We start from the raw sequence: 22,396 nt of genomic DNA, 5'->3' as shown, positions 1-22,396 counted from the left end.
GACAACTTTCCGCAAGCTTCGGCAGTTGCCCAAAAAAATGGCAGACCCGCGGGTCTGCCTGGAAGGCGGCCGGCCGGATTGGCCAGCCATCCTGAGCGAGGGCTACCGGTCCCTCCGGTGAAATATCCGCCTAGACGTCAGCCTGTTAGTCGTTGGCGTAGATGTCGACATCCTTGGTCTCGCGGATGAACAGCGCACCCAGGATGAAGGTGGCGGCCGCGATGATGATCGGATACCAGAGGCCGTAGTAAATGTTGCCGTTCTGGGCCACCAGTGCGAACGAGATCGTCGGCAGCAGGCCGCCGAACCAGCCGTTGCCGATGTGGTACGGCAGGGACATCGACGAGTAGCGGATGCGCGTCGGGAACATCTCCACCAGCATGGCCGCGATCGGGCCGTAGACCATCGTCACGTAGATCACCAGGATGACCAGGATCACCAGCACCATGATCGTGTTCATCTGCGCCGGGTCGGCCTTGGTCGGATAGCCGTGCGAAGTCATTTCGCTGCTGACGGCTTTCTTGAACTCGGCGATCTGCTTCTTGCTGGCGTCGTCGAACGAGCCGTTGGCGACGCCGGCGTCGAAGGCCTTGATTTCCTTGTCGCCGATCTTTACCGACGCCACCGAGCCGGCCGGCGCCTCCACGACTTCATAGCTGGCCGAAGCCTGCGCCAGCGTGCGCTTGACGATATCGCAGGAGCTGCGGAAGTCGATTTCCCGGGCGATCGGGCTGCCCTGGAACGAGCAGGTCTTCGGATCGGCTGTGACGACGATCTGCGCCGATTGCTGGGCGCGTTCCAGTGCCGGGTTGGCGTAGTGGGTGAGCGCCTTGAACAGCGGGAAGTAGGTCAGCACGGCCAGCGCGCAGCCCAGCATGATGATCCACTTGCGGCCGATCTTGTCCGACAGCGAACCGAAGAAGATGAAGAACGGCGTGCCGATCACCAGTGCGCCGGCGATCAGCAGGTTGGCCGTCTTGGCGTCCACCTTGAGCACCTGCGTGAGGAAGAACAGCGAGTAGAACTGACCCGTGTACCAGACCACCGCCTGGCCCGCGGTCAGCCCGACCAGCGCCAGGATCACGATCTTCAGGTTGCGCCATTGGCCGAAGGCCTCGGTCAGCGGTGCCTTGGAGGTCTTGCCTTCGGCCTTCATCTTCTGGAAGGCCGGCGATTCGCTCATGGACAGGCGGATGTACACCGACATGGCCAGCAGCAGGATCGACACCAGGAACGGAATGCGCCAGCCCCATACTTCGAAGTTCGTGCCGGTGGCCTCGCGGCACAGCAGGATCACGATCAGCGAGAGGAACAGGCCCAGCGTGGCGGTGGTCTGGATCCACGCGGTGTAGGCGCCGCGCTTGCCGTGCGGGGCGTGCTCGGCCACATACGTTGCCGCGCCGCCGTATTCGCCGCCGAGCGCCAGGCCCTGCAGCATGCGCAGCAGGATCAGGATGATCGGCGCGGCCCAGCCGATGGTGGCATAGCCGGGCAGCAGGCCGACGATGAAGGTCGAAAAGCCCATGATCAGGATCGTCACCAGGAAGGTGTACTTGCGACCGATCATGTCGCCGAGGCGACCGAACACCAGTGCGCCGAACGGACGCACGATAAAGCCCGCGGCGAAGGCCAGCAGCGCGAAGATGAATGCAGAGGTCGGGTCCAGGCCGGCAAAGAACTGCTTGGCAATGACTGCCGCCAGCGAACCGTACAGGTAAAAGTCGTACCACTCGAATACCGTGCCGAGGGAAGAGGCCAGAATGACCTTTTTCTCTTCCTTCGTCATCGGCGCATTGTGAGCGGTGCCGCCAGGCACGGCTCCAACGTTATGCGCGTTTGCCATGTTGTTGTCTCCTCCGTTTTCCGGATCGTTGCGTCTGTGCGTCTTCCGTCGAAAAGGTCCCCGTCCGCAGGTCATACGTGTGCACGTACCGACCCATCTGGCAGGGTTGCAACGATTGTGGGAGGCGAAACTTACTGAGTTCTGACAGATGAGCCGCAAATTAAGCGGAAATCGTCGGGGTATACGCTAGGCGGCGAAAGCGCAATAGAGCACGGAATTTTGTTGCGGCGCGATGCTGTCGCAGCCACTTGCGCGCTCACACGCGCGCTGCACGGATCTCGCTATGCAGCATGGCGTAGCGCGATGATGGCAAACCCTTACAGAGACGGCATACCGCGATCGTCAGAATCGGACGCCGCTGCGGCGCTCCCGGCCTGCGCGAGTTCCTCGGCGTGGAGGTCGTCGTCGGCGCGGTTCATGTGCCAGGCATAGAGCGCGGCCATCAGTACATAAAGGATCAACGATCCCTGCGCCGCCATCCAGAATGAAAACGGCCAGCCAAGGAAATCGAAATCGAGTTCACGCGCGAACCAGCTCACGACGAAGGTCGCCGCGAACCACGCGACCAGCAGTGCCCCGATCCAGCGCAGGTTGTGATGCCATGCGCGCCGCTCCACGGGCGTCATGCGGTCGGGCGGCGATTTTTTCATGACGCGCCCGCCTCGCTTTCGGCCAGCCGCAGCGTCACGCGCAAACGCGCGCCGGCCAGCCGCGGCGACGCCTGGTAGACGTGGTCCTCGATGCTGACTTCGCCGCCATGCTGCTGCACGATCTCGCGCACGATGGCCAGACCCAGGCCGCTGCCTTCGGTGTTGGTGCCCAGCACGCGGTAGAAGCGTTCCATCACGCGTTCGCGCTCCCCCGGGGCAATGCCGGGCCCCGTGTCTTCCACGTCGAGATAGGCGAATGGCTCGAACGCGTCGCGCGTCACGCGCACCGTGGCGTGGCCGCCGGCCGGCGTGTAGCGAATGGCGTTGTCGACGAGGTTGTTGAGCATTTCGGTCAGCATCAGCCGGCTGCCCATGACGCGCACCGGATGATCGTCGGCTTCCAGCCCCAGGTCGATCTGGCGCGCCCAGGCTCGCGGTAGCCAGTCCTTGACCACGTCGCGCGCCAGTGCGGTCAGGTCGAGCGGCGTCATGCCGTCCGCGCCGGCAAGGTTTTCCATGCGTGCCAACGACAGTAGCTGCGTCACCAGATGCGCAGTGCGTTCGGAGCTGCCCGCAATCTGCGCCAGCGAGCGGCGCAACTCCTCCGGCGATTGCTCGCGCTGCGCCAGTTCCGCCTGCATTCGCAAACCGGCCAGCGGCGTCTTCATCTGGTGCGCGGCATCGGCGATGAAGCGCTTTTGCGTCTGCACCGATTGATCGAGCTGGGCAAGCAGGCTGTTGAACGAGGCCACCAGCGGCGTGATTTCCTGCGGCGCGGCGCGTTCGTCGATGGGGCTCGTGTCGCCGGGATTGCGCGCGCGGATGCGCTGCTGGATCGCGGTAAGCGGAGCCAGTCCGCGCGTGAGACCGAACCATACCAGCACCACCGCAAGTGGCAGGATCACGAACTGCGGCAGGATCACGCCCTTGATGATCTCGTTGGCCAGCCGCGCGCGCTTGTCCAGCGTTTCGGCCACCTGGACCAGCACCGGCTGCGTGCCGTCGACGCTCTTCAGGTTGACATAGGTATAGGCCACCCGCACATCGTTGCCCGCCACGCGATCGTCGCGCAGCGACACCAGACCCGCGTGCCCTTGCTCGTCCTCGGGCGGCAGCGCCAGGTCATGGTCGCCGGCCACATACTCGCCGTGCTTGCCTACCACCTGGTAATAGATATTGTCGGTTTCATCGGCGCGCAGGATTTCGCGCGCGGACAACGGCAGCTGCAGCGTGACGCGGCCGTTCACCTCGCGTACCTGCTGCGACAGCACGATCGCGCTGGCCTCCAGCGAACGATCGAAGGGACCATTGGCGATCGACTTGGCGACCAGATAGGTCACGGCGATGCTCATCGGCCATAGCAGCAGCAGCGGCGCCAGCATCCAGTCGAGGATTTCGCCAAACAGCGAACGCGGCGCGGCGTTGGCCGCAGTTTCCTCGAGATGGGGCAGGGCGTCGGCCAGCGCCGCGTCCTCGGCAGCGGCGTCCACCAGCGTGGGTCGCACCGGATCGGGCGGGCGCGGGGCGCCTGCGGCGGAATGGCGTCGCCATGGCAATCGCAGCAGGCTCATAGGGGTTCCGGATCAGCCCTGCGCGGCCAGGGCGGGCTGGATTTTCTCGAGACAGTAGCCAAGTCCGCGCACGGTGGCGATGCGGATGCCGCCCACCTCGATCTTCTTGCGCAGCCGGTGCACATAGACCTCGATCGCGTTGTTGCTGACCTCCTCGCCCCATTCGCACAGATGGTCGACCAGCTGTTCCTTCGACACCAGCCGGCCGCTGCGCGTCAGCAGGATTTCCAGCAGGCCGATTTCCCGCGCCGACAGATCGAGCATCTGCTCGTTGAGATAGGCGATGCGTCCCACCTGGTCGAACGCCAGCGGCCCGTGGCGCATCAGCGTGGCGCCGCCGCCCGCGCCGCGCCGCACCAGCGCACGCACGCGCGCCTCCAGTTCGGACAGCGCGAACGGCTTGGCCATGTAGTCGTCGGCGCCCAGGTCCAGGCCCTTGACCCGTTCGTCCACGCCGTCGGCGGCGGTCAGGATCAGCACCGGCAGGCTGGCGCCGCGCGCGCGCAGGCGCTTGAGCACTTCCAGGCCGGGCATGCGCGGCAGGCCCAGGTCCAGGATCAACAGGTCGAAGGTTTGGGTGGACAATGCCGAATCGGCTTCGACGCCGCTGGCGACGTGGTCCACGGCATAGCCGGAATGGCGCAGTGAACGTGTGAGGCCGTCGGCCAGCACATCGTCATCTTCGGCGATCAGAATGCGCATGATTTGTCTCCACCCTAGGCCGGCATTGCCGGCCGCCGGTTGCGGTACCGGTGGGGCTTGCCAAGCATACTGTTTTTTTATACAGTACCCGACATTCCGCGCGTGCTTTCCCAAAAGAGGGCGCGCAGTGCCGGGCCAGGCGCCAGAATCTGCCAAATTTCCCGGAAAATCCCCGGAAATTGGCTTCAGAATCGGGCGCCGCGCCGCATGCGGCCTATTTATACACCATTGAATCAAGGACGACCATGGACGACAAGAAGGCCGGCGCCGGCGTGAGCGCTGAGAAGCAGAAGGCGCTTGCCGCCGCGCTCTCCCAGATCGAGAAGCAGTTTGGCAAGGGCTCGATCATGCGCCTGGGCGATGGTGACATCGAACAGGATATCCAGGTGGTGTCCACCGGGTCGCTGGGTCTGGATATCGCCCTGGGCGTGGGCGGCCTGCCGCGCGGCCGCGTGGTCGAGATCTATGGCCCCGAATCGTCGGGCAAGACCACGCTGACGCTGCAGGTCGTGGCCGAAATGCAGAAGCTGGGCGGCACCTGCGCATTCATCGACGCCGAACATGCGCTCGATGTGCAATACGCCAGCAAGCTGGGCGTGGACGTCGGCAACCTGCTGATCTCGCAGCCGGACACCGGCGAGCAGGCACTGGAAATCACCGATGCGCTGGTGCGCTCGGGCTCGATCGACATGATCGTGATCGACTCGGTGGCCGCGCTGGTGCCGAAGGCCGAAATCGAAGGCGAGATGGGCGATTCCCTGCCAGGTCTGCAGGCCCGCCTGATGAGCCAGGCGCTGCGCAAGCTCACCGGCACGATCAAGCGTACCAATTGCCTGGTGATCTTCATCAACCAGATCCGCATGAAGATCGGTGTGATGTTCGGTTCTCCCGAAACCACCACGGGCGGTAATGCCCTGAAGTTCTACGCTTCGGTGCGCCTCGATATCCGTCGCATCGGCTCCATCAAGAAGGGTGACGAGGTCGTCGGCAACGAGACCAAGGTCAAGGTCGTCAAGAACAAGGTGTCGCCGCCGTTCCGCGAAGCCTTTTTTGACATCCTCTACGGTCAGGGTATTTCGCGTCAGGGCGAAATCATCGATCTGGGCGTGGATGCAAAGATCGTCGAGAAGTCGGGCGCGTGGTACAGCTACAACGGCGAGAAGATCGGCCAGGGCAAGGACAATGCGCGCGAATATCTGCGCGAGAACCCCGATATCGCCGAGGAAATCGAAAACAAGGTGCGCGCGGCGCTGGGCGTGGCCCTGACCAACGCGGCCGTTGGCGCGCCGGCCGAAATCGAAGGCTAAAGGTTGCCGCTCACCGGCACGGAAGGCCGTCGCATGACAGTGCGGCGGCTTTTTTATTGGTAACGCACGATCAAACCTGATGGCCGCTTCTCGACCACCGCTCTCGCTGAAAGCCCGCGCAGTCGGTTACTTGTCCCGCCGCGAGCACAGTCGTGCCGAGTTGGCGCGCAAGCTGGCGCCACATGCCGAATCGCCCGAGCAGGTGGAAGCCCTGCTCGATGCGCTGGAGCGCGAAAACTGGCTGTCGAACGATCGCTTCGTCGATAGTCTGGTGCACCGGCGCGCCAGCCGATATGGCGCGGCGCGCGTGATGCAGGAAGCCAAAACCCATCAGCTGGGCAGCGATCAATTGCGCGATCTGCAGGAGCGCTTGCGCGATTCCGAACTGGGTCGCGCCACGGAGGTCTGGCGCAAGCGCTTTGGCGCGCCGCCGGAAACGCCCGAAGCGCGCGTCAAGCAGATCCGCTTCATGATGGCGCGCGGATTCTCGCGCGCGGTCGTGGCCAAGATCATTCGGCGCGCCGAGGACGACACGCTGGACGATTGGGAAAATTCCGACTCTTGACCTTTGACGTGGGCGGTTGCATACCTGCGTACGCATAAGGGGTATTTGGCTGGACGTCAAGGCAGTTGTCGTACCACTGGTGCAACGCAGCGGGGCGCCTTGCCATGGCGACGCATCCCATATGTGGCGCGGGTTTGCCGGCCGCGCTGGCGCAACAATCCACCCTGGACAGAACGTTGCGCAGGATGTTCCCGGGCAAAGCGACGCGGCATGTTAAACTCCACGAGTTTTCCCGGCCAGGTGGCCGTCCGGCCCGCGCCGGGCCGCCTGCCGCGATGTTTGCCCCCGATTACCGCCACAACTGCCTGCCGCGTCAGCCCCTGGTGTCATGCCGCTTTCCCCGCCAGCCAATCGATCCTTGCGCCACCGCCGTGCCATCACGGCCGAGGCATATTTGCGGGATGACGGCCTGTGGGACATCGAAGCGCGCCTGACGGACACCAAGCCGCGCGACATCGAACTGGCCGGCAACCGCATCCGTCCGGAAGGCCAGCCGTTGCACGATCTGTGGCTGCGCGTGACGATCGACCTGCGCCTCAATATTGTCGATGCCGAGGCGTGCTCCGACTGGGTGCCGTATCCGACTCACTGCGACACGATCGGCCCCGCGTACCGCAAGCTCATCGGCCTGAACCTGATGAAGGGCTTTCGCAAGGCGGTGCGCGAACGGCTGGGCAGCGTGGCCGGATGCACCCATCTCACCGAGCTGGCCGGCGTATTGCCGACCGCCGCAATCCAGGCCTTCGCGGGCGACGTGTTCAAGATTCGCGACGGCCTGGAAGACACCAATCCCGAACCGCCCATGCAGCTTCATGGATGCCACGCGCTCCATTTCGAAGGCGAGGTGGTGCGACAGTTTTACCCGCGCTGGTATGGTCACCAGCCGAAACCGAAAGCCGGCGCTGCGGCGTCGTCCCCCCAGACCGCGTCACGCGCCGATGCCCCTGCATCAGGTGGCGAAGACACCCTGGCCCACCGGCCCAACGGTACGTCGGGCTGACCGTCACGGTCGGCCCTGGAACAGGCGAAAGATCTCGTCTGCGAATTTTTTCCCAATCCCTTTACGCCTACCCGAAAGGAAACACGCATGAATATCCATGAGTACCAAGGCAAGGAAATCCTGCGCAAATACAATGTGCCGGTTCCGCGCGGCATCCCGGCATTCTCGGTCGAAGAGGCCCTGAAGGCGGCTGAACAACTCGGCGGCCCGGTGTGGGTCGTCAAGGCGCAGATCCACGCAGGCGGCCGCGGCAAGGGCGGCGGCGTGAAGGTGGCCAAGAGCATCGACGAAGTCAAGACCTACGCCAGCAACATCCTGGGCATGACCCTGGTGACGCACCAGACCGGTCCGGAAGGCAAGAAGGTCAATCGTCTGCTGATCGAAGAAGGCGCCGACATCAAGAAGGAACTGTACGTTTCGCTGGTGGTGGACCGCGTGTCGCAGAAGGTGGCCCTGATGGCATCGAGCGAAGGCGGCATGGACATCGAGGAAGTCGCTGCCCACACCCCGGAAAAGATCCATACGCTGATCGTCGATCCGGCCGAAGGCCTGAAGGACGCCGACGCGGACGACATCGCCCGCAAGATCGGCGTGCCCGACGCCAGCGTGCCGCAGGCGCGCCAGGCGCTGCAAGGCCTGTACAAGGCCTTCTGGGAAACCGACGCTTCGCTGGCTGAAATCAACCCGCTGATCCTGACCGGCGACGGCAAGGTGATCGCGCTGGACGCCAAGTTCAACTTCGATTCGAACGCGCTGTTCCGTCACCCGGAAATCGTCGCCTACCGCGATCTGGACGAGGAAGACGCCAACGAAATCGAAGCCTCGAAGTTCGATCTGGCCTACATCTCGCTGGATGGCAACATCGGCTGCCTGGTGAACGGTGCGGGCCTCGCCATGGCCACGATGGACACGATCAAGCTGTTCGGCGGCGAGCCGGCCAACTTCCTGGACGTTGGCGGCGGCGCCACGACCGAGAAGGTGACCGAAGCCTTCAAGCTGATGCTGAAGAACCCGAATGTGCAGGCCATCCTGGTCAACATCTTCGGCGGCATCATGCGCTGCGACGTGATCGCCGAAGGCGTGATCACCGCGTCGAAGGCCGTGCAGCTGGGCGTGCCGCTGGTCGTCCGCATGAAGGGCACCAACGAGGAACTGGGCCGCAAGATGCTCGCCGATTCCGGTCTGCCGATCATTTCGGCCGACACGATGGAAGAAGCCGCCCAGAAGGTCGTGGCCGCGGTCGCTGGCAAGTAAGGACAACTTTCGTTGCCGCCCGGCCACAGCTGGGCGGGGCGACTAAAAGGACTAGCAAATGAGCATTCTGATCAACAAGGACACGAAGGTCATCACCCAGGGCATCACCGGCAAGACCGGCCAGTTCCACACCCGTGGCTGCCGCGACTATGCCAACGGCAAGAACGCGTTCGTTGCCGGCGTGAACCCGAAGAAGGCCGGCGAAGACTTCGAAGGCATCCCCATCTACGCCAGCGTGAAGGACGCCAAGGAACAAACCGGCGCCACCGTTTCGGTGATCTACGTGCCGCCCGCTGGCGCTGCCGCCGCCATCTGGGAAGCCGTCGACGCTGACCTGGACCTGGTGGTCTGCATCACCGAAGGCATTCCTGTTCGCGACATGATGGAAGTCAAGGACAAGATGCGTAAGCAGAACAAGAAGACCCTGCTGCTGGGTCCGAACTGCCCGGGTCTGATCACGCCGGACGAAATCAAGATCGGCATCATGCCGGGCCACATCCACCGCAAGGGCCGCATCGGCGTGGTGTCGCGCTCGGGCACGCTGACGTACGAAGCCGTGGGCCAGCTGACCGCGCTGGGCCTGGGCCAGTCGTCGGCCGTGGGTATCGGCGGCGACCCGATCAACGGTCTGAAGCACATCGACGTGATGAAGATGTTCAACGACGATCCGGATACGGACGCCGTGGTCATGATCGGTGAGATTGGTGGTCCGGACGAGGCCAACGCGGCCTACTGGATCAAGGAAAACATGAAGAAGCCGGTGGTTGGCTTCATCGCCGGCGTGACCGCGCCTCCGGGCAAGCGCATGGGCCATGCTGGTGCGCTGATCTCGGGCGGTGCCGACACGGCGCAGGCCAAGCTGGAAATCATGGAAGCCTGTGGCATCAAGGTCACCAAGAACCCGTCGGAAATGGGCCGCCTGCTGAAGGCAATGCTGTAAGCAGACCCACCCGACGTCATGTGGCCGGTGACCGTTCCGGCGCCCGCCCCATGACTGCTTCGCCGCTGCCCGCGCAACGTCCACGCGACGGTGCACGGGCCGCAAGACATTGCCCCCGCCTTACCTGCGGGGGCAATGTCGTTATGGCGCCGCGCCCCCTAGGGTATATCCCGACATCAGTACGGCCGCCATTGAAACCGAATCGAAAGGTTCGTACGATAAATCTTCATGTCTGGTAATTCAGACATCCGAAAGCAGGCAGTAGGGCATCTGCTGCATGCACGGAACATAACTTTGGAATTCGAGGAGTCTTGCCGTGGAATTGTTGTCCAGCAGCACGTTCTGGATTGCGCTGGGGTCGATCATCCTGACCAATATCGTCCTGTCGGGCGATAACGCCGTGGTGATCGCGCTCGCATCGCGCAACCTGCCCCCCGCCCAGCAAAAGAAGGCGATTTTCTGGGGCAGCGCCGCCGCCATCATCATGCGGGTGGTACTGACCGTCGCCGCAGTCAAGCTGTTGAGCCTGCCGTACCTGAAGATCGTGGGCGCCATCCTGCTGGTCTACATCGGCGTGCAACTGCTGACCGGCGAAGACGACGAAGACGGGCATGACGCCAAGGACAATATCTGGGCCGCGATCCGAACTATCCTGATCGCCGACCTGGTGATGTCGCTGGACAACGTGGTGGCCGTAGCCGCCGCCGCGCAGAAGGGCCCCGAGGGCAGCCAGCTGATGCTGCTGATCATCGGTCTGGGCCTGTCGATTCCGCTGATCGTCTTTGGCAGCACGCTGCTGCTCAAGGTGATGGAGCGCTTCCCGATCATCATCGTGCTGGGTGCCGCGCTGCTCGGCTACCTGGCTGGCGAAATGCTGGTCAGCGACCCGGTCGATGCCGCGTGGTTCCAGGTGCATGTGCCGCACGCCCATGTGGTCTTCGGCGTCGTGGGCGCCGTACTGGTGGTACTGATCGGCAAGCTGCTGCAACGACGGTCCGCACAGACGGCCTGAGCACCGCGCCGATTTCATCGCGAGCCTGAACGGGCGGCCCAAACGGGTCGCCCGTTTTGTTTTTACGGCGTCAAATCGCGGCATCCGCACCACGGATTCCTGTGAATTTCCAAGCAATTTCCAAGAGCCCGGCGGAGTTGTCCGAGGTCATTTGCGCTTCGCCGGTGTTTTCCGATGATGACCCCTGTGCCTCGCGTGGCCGCCGCGCCATCCGCAAGGCACGCAACCTTCCACATCGAAGACAAACGCAAGCAAAACGCAAAGGGATCAATCCATGCAATCCAAACTCATCGCCAGCCGCAGCACATCGTCGATACCGCGCGGCTTTCCGCGCCAGCAAGCTGGTTTTACGCTGATCGAGCTGATGATCGTCGTGGCCATCATCGGCATCCTCGCCGGCATCGCCATCCCGCAATATCAGTCCTACATCACGCGGTCACAGTTGTCCGAAGGCATCAGCCTGGCATCCGGGCAGAAGCCCGCGGTGACCGAGGCGTTCTCGTACAACGGCACATGTCCCGACAACGCCGTCGGCGCCAGCGACGGGATCCCGCTCGCCACGGAGATCGTCGGCAACTACGTCAAGAGCGTGGAGGTGGGCGGCACCGCCACCGACGAAGGCGGCTGCACGATCACCGCCAATTTCAAGGACGCGGACATCGCCAGCGGACTGCTCGGCAAGTATGTGCGGTTGACCATGAGTAACGCGGACAAGGGCTCGCTAGTGTGGCTGTGCGAATCGTCGGCAGACGAGAAGTACTTGCCACAGTCGTGCGCACCGGCCGGGAGCGAAGCCGGCGCCTGAGCGGCATGCAGGCCGGCGCTGACCGGACATGCATCATGCCTCGCCCAGGAAGCGTCAGCATTTTTCGCCGGCGCTTCTTGGTTGGTTACGGGCCACGCTATCATGGCGCCTTTGTCCTCATACTCGTGCGCATGCCAGCACATAGAGCCACGATTCCGGCGACGATGATCGTCGTCGCATTTACCCTGCCGCTGCTGGTGTCCAAACACACGCTGCCGTTGGCCACGTTCTATGGCGAATGGACGGCAGCGGTGCTCGCGGTCATGCTGGTCGTTGCGATGGCATTCGCGAGTGGTACGGCAGCGCCCGCCCGGGATCGCAAAGGGTATCCATGGGTAGCGTTGTTGCCGGTCTGGCTGATCGTCACCACCATTCTGCAGGCGGCATCGGGAATGGCCGACATCACCGGAAGCCGGCTGACGACCCAACTGGTGCTGGCGCTGGGCGGCGTGCTGATGTGCATGGCGTGGCGGATGGGGCAATCGATGTCCACCGATCAGCGCGCAGGCGTGGTCGACGCGCTCGCCATTGCATTCCTGATTGCCGGATTGCTTGGCACGCTGGCGCAGTGGGTTCAGGTGTTCCACATGGAAGACCAGATGTTCGGTCTGGTGTCGGAGTACTTCTACGACACCAACCGGCGATTGTGGGGCAACCTGAACCAGCCGAATCACCAGGCTACGGTCAATGGCCTGGCGCTGGTGGCGGCGGTGTGGCTGGCCACCCGTGGCTGGCTGCGCTTTCCCAGTTGGCTCGTGGCCACGGTGCTGCTCGAAAGCGGCATTGTCCTGACGGGCTCGCGGACGGGGCTGGTACATGTCGGGCTGGCTGCCGTGTGCGCACTGCTGGCAGCATGGATGGCGCGCGGCACGCCGCGCGGCGCGGGCTCGCCGATGCATCGCGCGCCAGGGTTGGTCGCCGCTGCACTGATCCTGATGATCGGCGTCGTGGTGCTGCAACCGGCCATCAAGATGGCGGGGCAGGTATTCGACTGGCGGCTGTTCGACACGGTCCAGCAATTGAAATCGGGAAACCAGATTTCGTATCGCAGCGCGTTATGGGCGCAGGCCCTGTCGATGTTCCGCGTGCATCCGCTGTTCGGCGTCGGCTATGGCGAATTCGGCTGGGGACAGTTCCAGGAAGCGGCGCACGTCCGGGTCGTCGCCGAGATGTCATTGCATGCCCACAACGCCGTCCTCGATCTAATGGCCAAGACTGGCCTGGTCGGCACCATTGGCGCAGCGGTCGTGCTGCTGGCGTGGCTATGGCGCGTGGTGCGCGACCGTGTATGGCTCGCGACGCCGTCCGAACGCGCCATGGCCGTGCCGATGCTGGCGTGGCTGGCAATGCTGGGCGCGCATTCGATGCTCGAGTATCCGCTGCATTACCTCTACCTTTTCTTGCCGTTCTGCTTCCTGCTAGCGTGGCTTGAGCCAAGCGGCTTTGGCCGGGCCTTGCCGCGACCGGTACTGGCAGCGCTCGGCGTTTTTTTTGTCGCGGCGTCGGCTGCGGTGCTGGTCACGCAGTGGCAGGACTACAGGCGGGTCGAAGCGCGCGAATACGCCAGTGAGGAACATCGCGACAGTTTGCCGATGCCCCGGTATTGGTTCCGCGCGCATGCGGAATCGGACGCCGCCGAGCACGTTGTCATCACGGCAACCAATGCGGCGAGCCTGCTGCCTGCGCATGTCTCGGCGCTGCATTTGTTGCCGACGCCGACGATGATTCGCCGCAGCGCGTGGCTGCTGGCGCTGATAGGCGAGCCGGCGCGCGCGCGCTTATGGATGGAGCGCTTGGCCTTCTACTATCAAGGCGACGAGAGCGCGCAGTTCAATGCGCTGGTTCAGGACTGCGACGCGATGGACGCGGCGCATCGCCCGAAGGAATTCTGCGCGTGGGCAAAAATCCGCGCCCGGCAAATACACGACTGACACGCGAATGACGCCCGAATGACGCCCGAATGACGCGCGGCGGATGGCCGGCAGGCAAGTCGGTCGGATGCTTCGCTGGTCGACTCGCACAGGCGGCGCCGGATTTGTCAGCGCACGTATCCGGGCGGCGGTGGGGGCGGATAGTAAGGCTGATAGTTGGCCGGCGGCATCGCAGCCCGGACCGGCGGATTCGCGACCATCTGGCCATACACGGGCACGCGGTTTCCGCTCGCATACATGCACTGGACATAGGCTGCATCGTATTGTCGCTGCGTGCCGTATCCCGCGTTATAGGAATTGCCGGCTCCGACCGCAGCGCCGGTCAGCAGCCCCACGCCGGCACCCACTGCGGCGCCGGACCCGCCATTAAAGGCAGCGCCCGCAGCGGCACCCAGCGCCGTACCAACTGCGGCACTGCCTACGGCCGCGGCGTTGGCATTTTGCTGCGGGGTCGAGCCGCCCACTTGCCCGAAGGCAAACTGGCGGCAGTTGTAGTCGTCGCCGCGGAACTGGTCGAAGGTCTTGTTGGTGCCCGGCAGCGCCATGACGCTCGGGCCGGACGGGATGACCGCGCAGGCGCCAAGCGCAAGCGACGCGGACATCAGCAGGCAAAATGAACGCAGTCTCATGAGGTGGCTCCGGGCATGGGGTTCGCGGGCGCCGAAGAAGACGGCGCGTGGGGCTGTTCGCGTTGCCAGCCGCCGGGGCATTCCCTCACGTAAGGGTAATAGCCTTCCGGCTGGGCGCAGCGATACCACCAGGCATTCGGAGAGGAGCCGTCGGTGGCTGTTGGATTGCCATCGGTGCCTTGCTCGATATATTGGGGCGGATTTGCGGGCGGAACCGCAACTACGGCCGGCCCCGGATAGTAGCCCGGATAGTAATAAGGCCCGTAGGGATACCAGCCTGGTCCCCACCCCGGACCCCAGCCCCATCCGGGCCCGACATAAACGCCCACGCCGACGCGTGCACGCGAGTGGTAATAACCGTGGGCCAGCGCGGTGGTGCTGACCGCAGCCGCGCTTGCCGCGGCCAACGCCAGAGCTATCTGGCAGAGCTTGCGCCCGTTCATGATGTGTACCCCAAGTTGCTGCCTGTCCAAAACGTTTGAGGCGCCGGTTCGGCGGACCGATCGGCTGGCACGTCTTGTATTGAATATCAATTTGCCTCAGACAGCGGCACTTGGGGCGGTGCGAAATGTGGCGTTACCTTTATTACGGACGCGACAATGAGAGAAATGTGACGCTACGGATCACCCCGCCGCAGCGGCTACCAGGTCCAGGGACGCTTGGTGTCCATATGCTCACGTACGCCGCTCAGCATCATGCCGGCGAGATTGGCGACAGCACCCACCGCGCCATCCATGGCTGTGTTGGTCTGTCCGTTCCATGCGGAGACAAACGCCTGCCTGCCGAACGTGGTGGCCTCGGCGACGTGCGCCGCGGTCGGGCCGCGATCGCCGTCGCCCACCTTGGCGATACTGTCCCGAATCCGCGCGTGGGAATCCGGCAACAGCGGCACGCCTTCGATATCGAGTTGCGTGTTCACCATGTCGACAGCGGCCAGGTAAATCTTTGAGCCCCTGTCGAGCGAGTCCGCCTTGATTGCTGCAATCTGCCCACGCAACTCCGCGCGTTTGGGATCGGCAAAGACGTGGGGCGGCAGCGTTCCGGGCGGCCGGATCGGGCTGAGCACGCTTCGGAAGAGGGCGTTTGCCGCGGGCAACACGCCGAAAAAGGGACTGCGATGGGGATCTGACGGATTTGGCATGACGATGTCCCGGAGATGTTGATCGATAGGATGCTGAGGTTGTCCGGATCAGAAAAGTCCTGATCGGCAACTGAAACATCCTAAAGCCGCCACGCCATGTGCTCTTATGACCTCACGCAAGAATCAGTCCGATCTTTGCCCGGGCACGCACTGTCAAGTCCCCGCCACCCAATCCCCCGACTTTCCCCCGTGCTTTTCCAGCAACTTCACGTTGCCCATCACCATCCCCCGGTCCACCGCCTTGCACATGTCGTAGATGGTCAGCAGGGCGACCTGCACGCCGGTCAGCGCCTCCATTTCCACGCCGGTCTGGCCGTGCGTTTCGGTGCGCACCACGCAGGCGATGGTCGAACTCGGTTCGTCCAGTGCGAAATCCACGGCCACCTTGGTGAGTCCGATCGGATGGCAGAGCGGAATCAGGTCCGACGTGCGCTTGGTTGCCATGATGGCGGCCACGCGCGCAATGCCCAGGACGTCGCCTTTCTTCGCATTGCCGTCGCGCACCAGTGCAAAGGTGCCGGGCTGCATGGTGATGGTGCCGGTTGCCACGGCCACCCGGTGGGTGCTGGCCTTGTTGCCGACGTCGACCATATGGGCCTGTCCGGCGGTATCGAAATGGGTGAGCTGACTCATGGGCGGAAGTGAGGGAACAGGGCAAACAGGGCTGAACGTGGCGGCGCATCGGGCTGGGGCTTGCCCGATGGGAACGCCATCCGGAGGCCGCTATCATAGCAATATGCCCAAGAATCCATGGCCTCGCCGCCTGCCCGACCGGTTGAGCGCCCCAGTTGTCCAACCCGGCACGCCTGCCGCCCGCACGCCGCATTTCACGCGGGCGATGGCGGCCGTGCTCGTCCTGACTATGGCCGCGCCGGCGTGGCCGCAAGGCACGCCCGCCGCGACCGGCGCGAGCGCCATTTCCGCATCGAAGCCCAGTCCGGCGGCGGGCGTCAGCACCCGCCTGCCGGCGACGCCGGCGACATCGCAGGCGGCCGTGCCGACGCCGGGCCTCACCGGCGACGTGAGCGATCAGGTCTACGACAACCTCAGCCGCAGCGTGCGTGCGGGCCAGAAATCGGATTTCGGCCTGCGCAGCGGCAACACGGTGGTGGAAAGCGCGGGCATCCAGTTGCCCGACATGGGCGACCCGTCTACCGCGTCGTTATCTCCCGACATGGAAAAGCGCTTGGGCGATCGCATCATGCGGAGCATTCGGCGCGATCCCGACTATGTGTCCGACCCGCTGCTCAATGATTACCTGAACGCGCTTGGCTATCGCCTGGTCCAGGCCGCGCGCCGCCAGAATCTGGCGGGATCGAACGGCGCCGGCACCTTTGCGACGGGATTCGAGCTGTTCGGCGTGCGCGACCGATCGATCAACGCCTTCGCCATGCCGGGCGGCTATATCGGCGTGCACACGGGGCTGTTGGTTCAGTCGGAAAGCGAATCGGAGCTGGCGTCGGTGCTTGGCCACGAAATCGGCCACGTCACGCAACGTCACATCGCGCGCGGCATCACCAGCCAGGACCAGTCGATGTGGATCGCGTTGGCGTCGATGGTGCTTGCCGGGCTGGCCGCCACCAAGAGTGGTGACGCGGCCGCCGCGTTGGCCATGGGCGGGCAGGGCGCGGCAATTGCCAACCAGTTGTCCTTCTCGCGCGGCGCAGAGCGCGAAGCCGATCGCGTTGGTTTTCAGATCATGACGGCCGCCGGATTCGATCCCCAGGGCATGCCCGATTTCTTCCAGCGGCTGCAGCGGGTGATGGGCATCTCCGACAATTCGGTCCCCGCCTACGTGCGGACTCACCCGCTGACATCCGAACGTATCGCCGACATGCAGGATCGCGTGCGCCACGTTGCCGCGCGCAAGGTCGGCAATACGCCTGACTATGAATTCGCACGGGCGCGCGCGCGCGTGTTGCAGGAGCCGACGCCGAATGACCTGCGCAATACGTTACAGGTGTTCCAGGCGCAAATTGCCGGCGCGTCGCCGGTGCGGTTGCCGGCGATCTACTACGGTATGGCATTCGCCAATCAAAAGCTCGGCCGTTTTCCCGATGCGGAACGGGCGCTGGCCGAAGCCCGGCGGCTCTACGGCAACATTCCCGGCGCCACGTCGGGAACGCCGATGCTGGACGTGATGGCGGTGGAACTGGCGCGGGGCGAAGGCCGGATGCAGGACGCGATGAACCAGGCGAGCGCCACCCTGAAAGCATTTCCGTTATCGCACGCCGCCGCCCTGGCGTACGCCGACACACTGCTGGCCGCCAATCGCCTTGACGAGGCCGTGGCGTTCCTGCGCTCACGCACGCGCGAAGAATCGGGTCGCTCGGAATGGTGGGAAATGCTGGCGAAAGCGTACGCGGCGCAGGGCAAGCGTCTGCAACAGCATCAGGCGATGGCGGAAAAATACGCGATGGACGGTGCGTACCAGGCCGCGATCGAGCAGTTGCAGATTGCCCGCAAGGCGGGCGACGGCGATTTCTACACGCTGTCCGAAGTCGACGCGCGCCTGCACCAGCTTCAACTGCAATTCAAGGAAGATCGCCAGGACAACAAGGGCATGCCGAACTGAACCGTGGCACGCCGGGCACGATACGATCGTGCGCCGCGCGCCCGGTTGCCGATCATGGCGCCGCCGGCGCCCGCACGAATCCGAAGCGAGCCGGCACTTCGGCCTCGGCGATCGGTTCGATGTCGATGTCGCGGCCGTCGTGATGGAATACGCCCAGAGCCGCGCCGCAGGCATCGCCGTGCCAATCGCATGCGCCGCTGAAACCGTCGAGGTCGTGATCGTGCAGCAGCGCGGCTTGCACGCCGTCCACGCCTTCGATGCAGCCGGCCAGCACGACGTTGCCGTGTTCATCCGCGAAGCACGCGTCGACCGCGAATGCCCTGCCCGTTGAGGTTTCGAATGCGCCATCGTGCAGCCGCACGATCCACGGCGCATACATCAGCGAGACAAAGACCCGTTGCGGACCATTCTGGAAGTACCACGCGCCATGCGCATCGCGCGTGTAGTTGCGCTCGATGAATCCGATCAGCGCCTCGTGCCGGATGGGGTCGCCCGACAGGCCGTGCTGCTGAGCGTATTCGTTGCGCATGCGCCATTGGCCGCGCCGATCCAGCAATAGCCAGCCGTAGCAGTTAGGCACGTTCGGCCAGCGTGCCATGGCTTGCTTGACTACCTCGTCCATGGTCTGTCTCCTTTATTTGCCCACGCTATCGAAGAAGTCGAGTATGCGCGCGGGCAGCCATTCGATGTGGCCGGCCACGGGTAGCAACGGGAGCTGGCCCAGCAGCCCGCCGCGCGGCGTCATGAAGCCGACATGCCCGCCGTGCTCCGGCTGTTCCAGCAGGACGTCGGCGCTCACCTCGGCCGGGCCGGGCAGATGGCGCGCCGGCAAAAACGGATCGTTGCGCGCATTGAGCACCAGCGTGGGAATGCGGATCTCGCCAAGGATCGGCTTGCTCGAAGCGCGCGTCCAGTAGTCGTCGGTATCGCGAAAACCGTGCAGCGGCGCCGTCACCACATTGTCGAACGCGTACAGGTCGCGGCTGGACAGCATCGACTGGCGGTCGAACAGGCCGGGAAACTGCTCCAGCTTGGCCAGCGACTTGCGCTTGAGCGTTTGCAGGAACATGCGCGTGTAGATCATGTTGAAGCCGCTCGACAACGCCGCGCCGCCGGCTGCGAGATCGAGCGGGGCGGAGACCGACGCGGCTGCGCGCAGGAAATTTGCGTCGCGCCCGTCCTCGCCCAGAAAGCGCAGCAGCGCGTTGCCGCCGAGCGAAATGCCGACAGCCAGCATCGGCCGCATCGGCGCCGTCGCGCGCAACTGGTCGCGCAGGCGATGCAGTACCCAGCGGATCTCGGCCGAATCGCCGGAATGGTAGAAACGCGGCGCCTGGTTGAGCTGTCCCGAGCAGCCGCGAAAATGCGGGATCACGCCCTGCCAGCCGCGCTCGCGCAGCGCCACCATCAGCGTTTGCGCGTAATGGCTGCGGGAATCGCCTTCCAGTCCGTGGAACATGACCACCAGTGGCGCGTCGGGCGCGGCGGCGTGCGTGGTCCAGTCGAGGTCGATGAAATCACCATCGGGCGTGTCCCAGCGTTCGCGGCGGAACGTGATGCGGCGATGGCGCGTGAAGCGGGCCGGCAGGATGGTCTGCGCGTGTCCGCCGCGCAGCCACCAGGGCGTGTCGAAAGCGTTGCCGAACTGCATCGCCGGAATGGGACGGCTCAGTGCAGCGCCTGTCCCGGTGCAACGGCCACTGCGGCCACCTGCACCGCGTTGGCGGGGCTGCAGTGAATGTGGGCCAGGCGCCAGCCTTCGTGGTTCTGCATCAGCACGTAGGTGGTATGCACGAAAAGATCGGCTTCGACCCGTCCTTCGCCAAAGCGCAGGGCCTCGGTCACGTCGAAGATCGATACGCCCAGCGATGCGTGGCTGCTGGTCTCGATCGCGTCGATCAGCACCGGCTGTTCTTCCAGCAACTGCGCAAACGCCTGGCGCAGGTTTTCATGGCCGATCAGACGCTGGCCATCGGGCATCACGCAGGTCACGGAATCTTCATCGAGCCAGAGCCGCAGCGCGCCATCGGCATCGCGCAATTTCATGGCTTCGCGGAAGGCATCGACGATGTCTTCTGCGGAATCGAACAGGCGGGCGAAACGGGGCATGTTGTGTGATCAGGGACGGTGCAGGAGCTTGCGCAACTCGACGAACACCATTTCGGGTTCGATCTCCTTCAGGCAGCGCAGATGGCCGAGCGGGCACTCGCGTTTGAAGCAAGGGCTGCACTCGAGTTGAAGCCACATGATACTCGCAGCCTGTGACAGCGGGGGCGTGTGGCGCGGGTCGCTCGAACCGAACACGGCCACTTGCGGCCGGTTCAGCGCGGCGGTCACGTGCATGAGCCCGGAATCGTTGCAGACCGCGGCCTCCGACAGCGCCAGCAGATCGACCGCATCGTCCAGCGAGGTCTGGCCGCACAGGTTGCGCACGAACGGCGCGCCCTGGACGATCTCGTCGGCAATTTCGGCGTCCTTGGCGGACCCCAGCGTCACCATCTGCGCGTATGGGTAGGAGCGGCGCAGCATCTGCGCCAGCGCCGCGAAATGCGCGGCCGGCCAGCGCTTGGCCGGGCCGAATTCGGCGCCGGGGCAAAACGCGATCAGCCGTGTGCCGGGCGCGATGCCGAAGCGCTCGGCCGTGGCGGCCATGCGCGCGGGATCCACCTTGAGCCGGGGGTCGGGAATCGACTCGGGAAGGCGCGCGCCGGGCTTGAGCGCCAGGCGAGCATAGTGCTCCACCATCGGCGGACGATTGTCGCGCGGCGGATTGGCATGGCGAATATTGAGCATGCCGAAGCGCGCTTCGCCGCGATAGCCGATGCGCAGCGGAATGCCGGCCAGGAACGGGATCAGTGCCGATTTCAGCGAATTGGGCAGCACGTAGGCCACATCGTAGCCTTCGTGCTTGAGCTGCTGCGCGAACATCAGGCGCGCGCTCAGCTGCAGCTTGCCGTGGGCGAGATCGCTCGGAAACACCTTGCTGATCTCAGGCATGCGCGCCAGCACGGGCGCGACCCATTTGGGCGCGAGCGCGTCGATCATCAGGCGCGGATGCCGGGCCTTGATCAGCGCAAAGAGCGGCTGCGCCATCAGGGCGTCGCCGATCCAGTTGGGGGCAATGACGAGGGCTTTTCTCATTTTGTGGGGATTGCGTGGCCCTGTTTCACGATGCCCGGGCGTGTCAACGCCCCGGGGCGCTGGGCGGCCCGGGGCGTCAGATCGAAACGCAGGCGAGGGACGGGGGCCGCGCGGGTCAGTGGTGGCCCTTCAGCACGGTGCCCGGCTTGAGCTTGTACACGGTGCCGCAGTACGGGCATTTCACTTCGCCGGTGTCCGCCACGTCCAGGAAAACACGAGGATGATAGTTCCAGGCCGGGGTGTTTCCGGTGGGGCAATGCAGCGGAATGTCTTCTGCGCCGATTTCGACGACGGTTGCGGTTTGCGTCATGGTGTAGCGGTTGTCTTGCGGGGAATTGAGTTCGCTCGGGGGCTTGGGCGCCGGATCAGACCAGCGTCAGCCACTTCCTGTATTTTTCGTCGGTGCCGCCGACGGCGGCGAAGAACGCGTCCTGCACGCGCTTGGTGATCGGGCCACGACGGCCTTCGCCAATGACGCGGTCGTCCAGTTCGCGGATCGGCGTGACTTCGGCGGCCGTGCCGGTGAAAAACGCTTCGTCGGCGCAATACATCTCGTCGCGGGTGATGCGCTTTTCGCGGACTTCGATGCCGAGGTCGCGGGCGATGGTCAGCGTGGCGTCGCGGGTGATGCCGTCCAGGCACGAGGCCAGATCCGGGGTGTAGATCACGCCATTGCGCACGATGAACACATTCTCGCCCGAGCCTTCGCTGACGTAGCCGTCGGTATCGAGCAGCAGCGCTTCGTCATAGCCCAGCCCGGTGGCTTCCTGGTTGGCCAGGATCGAGTTGATGTAGTAGCCGCTGGCCTTGGCGCGCACCAGAGACACATTGACGTGATGGCGCGTGAAGGACGATGTCTTGACGCGGATGCCGCGCTCCAGGCCTTCCTCGCCCAGATAGGCGCCCCACGGCCAGGCGGCGATGGCCACGTGGATCGTGTTGCCCTTGGCCGACACGCCAAGCTTTTCGGACCCGATCCACACCAGCGGGCGGATGTAGCACGACTCCAGGTTGTTGGCGCGTACCACCTCGCGTTGCGCGGCTTCGAGCGTCGCCTCGTCGAACGGCATGGCCATCTGGAAGATCTTGGCCGAGTTGAACAGGCGGCGCGTGTGCTCTTTCAGGCGGAAGATCGCGGTGCCTTCCGGGGTCTTGTAGGCACGCACGCCTTCGAATACGCCCATGCCGTAGTGCAGGGTGTGCGTCAGCACGTGAATCTTGGCGTCGCGCCATTCAATCAGCTTGCCATCCATCCAGATCTTGCCGTCGCGATCTGCCATCGACATGGTTGTCTCCCTGAGCACCAACAAAAGTCGTAAAGGCTGCATTG

The 22,396-nt window shown here is 64.3% G+C and carries 22 protein-coding genes; 9 read left to right on the top strand and 13 right to left on the bottom strand.

The window, feature by feature from the left end; translation table 11 throughout:
- Nucleotides 1-145: 145 nt before the first annotated feature.
- The 4 genes from AC1RKI_RS01165 to AC1RKI_RS01150 all read right to left on the bottom strand — a co-directional run bounded on the left by AC1RKI_RS01165 (nucleotide 146) and on the right by AC1RKI_RS01150 (nucleotide 4,766).
- A complete protein-coding gene (locus AC1RKI_RS01165; RefSeq protein ID WP_061954856.1) occupies nucleotides 146-1,843 on the bottom strand; it encodes an MFS transporter in 1,698 nt (565 codons plus the stop codon).
- A gap of 317 nt (nucleotides 1,844-2,160) precedes the next feature.
- On the bottom strand, nucleotides 2,161-2,493 hold the full coding sequence (locus AC1RKI_RS01160; RefSeq protein WP_061954858.1) for a DUF4212 domain-containing protein: 333 nt from the start codon (nucleotides 2,491-2,493) through the stop codon (nucleotides 2,161-2,163).
- A complete protein-coding gene (locus AC1RKI_RS01155) occupies nucleotides 2,490-4,064 on the bottom strand; it encodes a sensor histidine kinase (RefSeq protein ID WP_150980067.1) in 1,575 nt (524 codons plus the stop codon). Before AC1RKI_RS01155 ends, AC1RKI_RS01160 begins: the two co-directional genes overlap by 4 nt.
- 12 nt (nucleotides 4,065-4,076) lie before the next feature.
- On the bottom strand, nucleotides 4,077-4,766 hold the full coding sequence (locus AC1RKI_RS01150) for a response regulator (protein ID WP_061954862.1): 690 nt from the start codon (nucleotides 4,764-4,766) through the stop codon (nucleotides 4,077-4,079).
- Nucleotides 4,767-5,011: 245 nt separating this feature from the next.
- On the opposite strand from AC1RKI_RS01150, the gene recA reads away from it, so the two are divergent.
- From recA to AC1RKI_RS01110, 8 genes are all read left to right on the top strand, one after another.
- Nucleotides 5,012-6,073 (top strand): recombinase RecA, encoded by a 1,062-nt coding sequence (gene recA / locus AC1RKI_RS01145; protein WP_061954864.1) that lies wholly within the window; start codon nucleotides 5,012-5,014, stop codon nucleotides 6,071-6,073.
- 79 nt (nucleotides 6,074-6,152) lie between these two features.
- The gene (recX, locus tag AC1RKI_RS01140) at nucleotides 6,153-6,638 is read left to right on the top strand and encodes a recombination regulator RecX (protein WP_492794157.1); all 486 of its coding nucleotides are present in this window, start codon (nucleotides 6,153-6,155) and stop codon (nucleotides 6,636-6,638) included.
- A 328-nt stretch (nucleotides 6,639-6,966) separates the two neighbouring features.
- Nucleotides 6,967-7,638 carry a DUF2889 domain-containing protein gene (locus AC1RKI_RS01135; protein WP_061954868.1) on the top strand — a complete coding sequence of 224 codons (672 nt, stop codon included), beginning with the start codon at nucleotides 6,967-6,969 and terminating at the stop codon, nucleotides 7,636-7,638.
- Between the two features lie 87 nt (nucleotides 7,639-7,725).
- Nucleotides 7,726-8,892: an ADP-forming succinate--CoA ligase subunit beta gene (sucC, locus tag AC1RKI_RS01130; RefSeq protein ID WP_061954869.1), complete on the top strand. Its 1,167-nt coding sequence runs from the start codon at nucleotides 7,726-7,728 to the stop codon at nucleotides 8,890-8,892.
- 58 nt (nucleotides 8,893-8,950) lie between these two features.
- Complete coding sequence (sucD, locus tag AC1RKI_RS01125; RefSeq protein WP_061954871.1) at nucleotides 8,951-9,832, top strand: succinate--CoA ligase subunit alpha; 882 nt, start codon at nucleotides 8,951-8,953, stop codon at nucleotides 9,830-9,832.
- 316 nt (nucleotides 9,833-10,148) lie between these two features.
- The gene (locus AC1RKI_RS01120) at nucleotides 10,149-10,844 is read left to right on the top strand and encodes a TerC family protein (protein WP_061954873.1); all 696 of its coding nucleotides are present in this window, start codon (nucleotides 10,149-10,151) and stop codon (nucleotides 10,842-10,844) included.
- A gap of 274 nt (nucleotides 10,845-11,118) precedes the next feature.
- Nucleotides 11,119-11,649 carry a pilin gene (locus tag AC1RKI_RS01115; RefSeq protein ID WP_084003891.1) on the top strand — a complete coding sequence of 177 codons (531 nt, stop codon included), beginning with the start codon at nucleotides 11,119-11,121 and terminating at the stop codon, nucleotides 11,647-11,649.
- A 131-nt stretch (nucleotides 11,650-11,780) separates the two neighbouring features.
- Entirely contained in the window at nucleotides 11,781-13,580 is a 1,800-nt protein-coding gene (locus tag AC1RKI_RS01110; protein WP_492794161.1) for a PglL family O-oligosaccharyltransferase, read from the top strand.
- A gap of 107 nt (nucleotides 13,581-13,687) precedes the next feature.
- On the opposite strand, the gene AC1RKI_RS01105 is transcribed toward AC1RKI_RS01110, so the two are convergent.
- The 3 genes from AC1RKI_RS01105 to moaC all read right to left on the bottom strand — a co-directional run bounded on the left by AC1RKI_RS01105 (nucleotide 13,688) and on the right by moaC (nucleotide 15,983).
- Entirely contained in the window at nucleotides 13,688-14,209 is a 522-nt protein-coding gene (locus AC1RKI_RS01105) for a glycine zipper family protein (protein WP_061954878.1), read from the bottom strand.
- Between the two features lie 640 nt (nucleotides 14,210-14,849).
- Nucleotides 14,850-15,275: a hypothetical protein gene (locus AC1RKI_RS01100; protein WP_150980063.1), complete on the bottom strand. Its 426-nt coding sequence runs from the start codon at nucleotides 15,273-15,275 to the stop codon at nucleotides 14,850-14,852.
- Between the two features lie 228 nt (nucleotides 15,276-15,503).
- Nucleotides 15,504-15,983, bottom strand: a complete 480-nt coding sequence (gene moaC / locus AC1RKI_RS01095) for a cyclic pyranopterin monophosphate synthase MoaC (RefSeq protein ID WP_492794163.1) — start codon at nucleotides 15,981-15,983, stop codon at nucleotides 15,504-15,506.
- A 205-nt stretch (nucleotides 15,984-16,188) separates the two neighbouring features.
- Here moaC and AC1RKI_RS01090 point away from each other — a divergent pair, with 205 nt between their 5' ends.
- On the top strand, nucleotides 16,189-17,925 hold the full coding sequence (locus tag AC1RKI_RS01090) for a beta-barrel assembly-enhancing protease (protein ID WP_492794336.1): 1,737 nt from the start codon (nucleotides 16,189-16,191) through the stop codon (nucleotides 17,923-17,925).
- Nucleotides 17,926-17,977: 52 nt separating this feature from the next.
- Here AC1RKI_RS01090 and AC1RKI_RS01085 read toward each other — a convergent pair whose 3' ends face one another.
- From AC1RKI_RS01085 to AC1RKI_RS01060, 6 genes are all read right to left on the bottom strand, one after another.
- Nucleotides 17,978-18,547: a DUF2946 family protein gene (locus AC1RKI_RS01085; RefSeq protein ID WP_150980060.1), complete on the bottom strand. Its 570-nt coding sequence runs from the start codon at nucleotides 18,545-18,547 to the stop codon at nucleotides 17,978-17,980.
- A 12-nt stretch (nucleotides 18,548-18,559) separates the two neighbouring features.
- The gene (locus AC1RKI_RS01080) at nucleotides 18,560-19,576 is read right to left on the bottom strand and encodes a hydrolase (protein WP_061954890.1); all 1,017 of its coding nucleotides are present in this window, start codon (nucleotides 19,574-19,576) and stop codon (nucleotides 18,560-18,562) included.
- Nucleotides 19,577-19,593: 17 nt separating this feature from the next.
- Nucleotides 19,594-20,034, bottom strand: coding sequence for a YybH family protein (locus tag AC1RKI_RS01075; protein ID WP_061954892.1), 441 nt, complete (start codon nucleotides 20,032-20,034; stop codon nucleotides 19,594-19,596).
- A gap of 9 nt (nucleotides 20,035-20,043) precedes the next feature.
- A complete protein-coding gene (waaF, locus tag AC1RKI_RS01070) occupies nucleotides 20,044-21,066 on the bottom strand; it encodes a lipopolysaccharide heptosyltransferase II (RefSeq protein WP_150980059.1) in 1,023 nt (340 codons plus the stop codon).
- A 115-nt stretch (nucleotides 21,067-21,181) separates the two neighbouring features.
- Entirely contained in the window at nucleotides 21,182-21,376 is a 195-nt protein-coding gene (locus AC1RKI_RS01065; RefSeq protein ID WP_061954896.1) for a zinc-finger domain-containing protein, read from the bottom strand.
- A 55-nt stretch (nucleotides 21,377-21,431) separates the two neighbouring features.
- Nucleotides 21,432-22,352: a branched-chain amino acid transaminase gene (locus tag AC1RKI_RS01060; RefSeq protein ID WP_061954898.1), complete on the bottom strand. Its 921-nt coding sequence runs from the start codon at nucleotides 22,350-22,352 to the stop codon at nucleotides 21,432-21,434.
- Between the last annotated feature and the right edge of the window lie 44 nt (nucleotides 22,353-22,396).

The sequence above is a fragment of the Cupriavidus sp. GW822-FHT06G04 genome, assembly GCF_058799075.1.
This window is presented reverse-complemented; position numbering and strand designations above follow the sequence as displayed.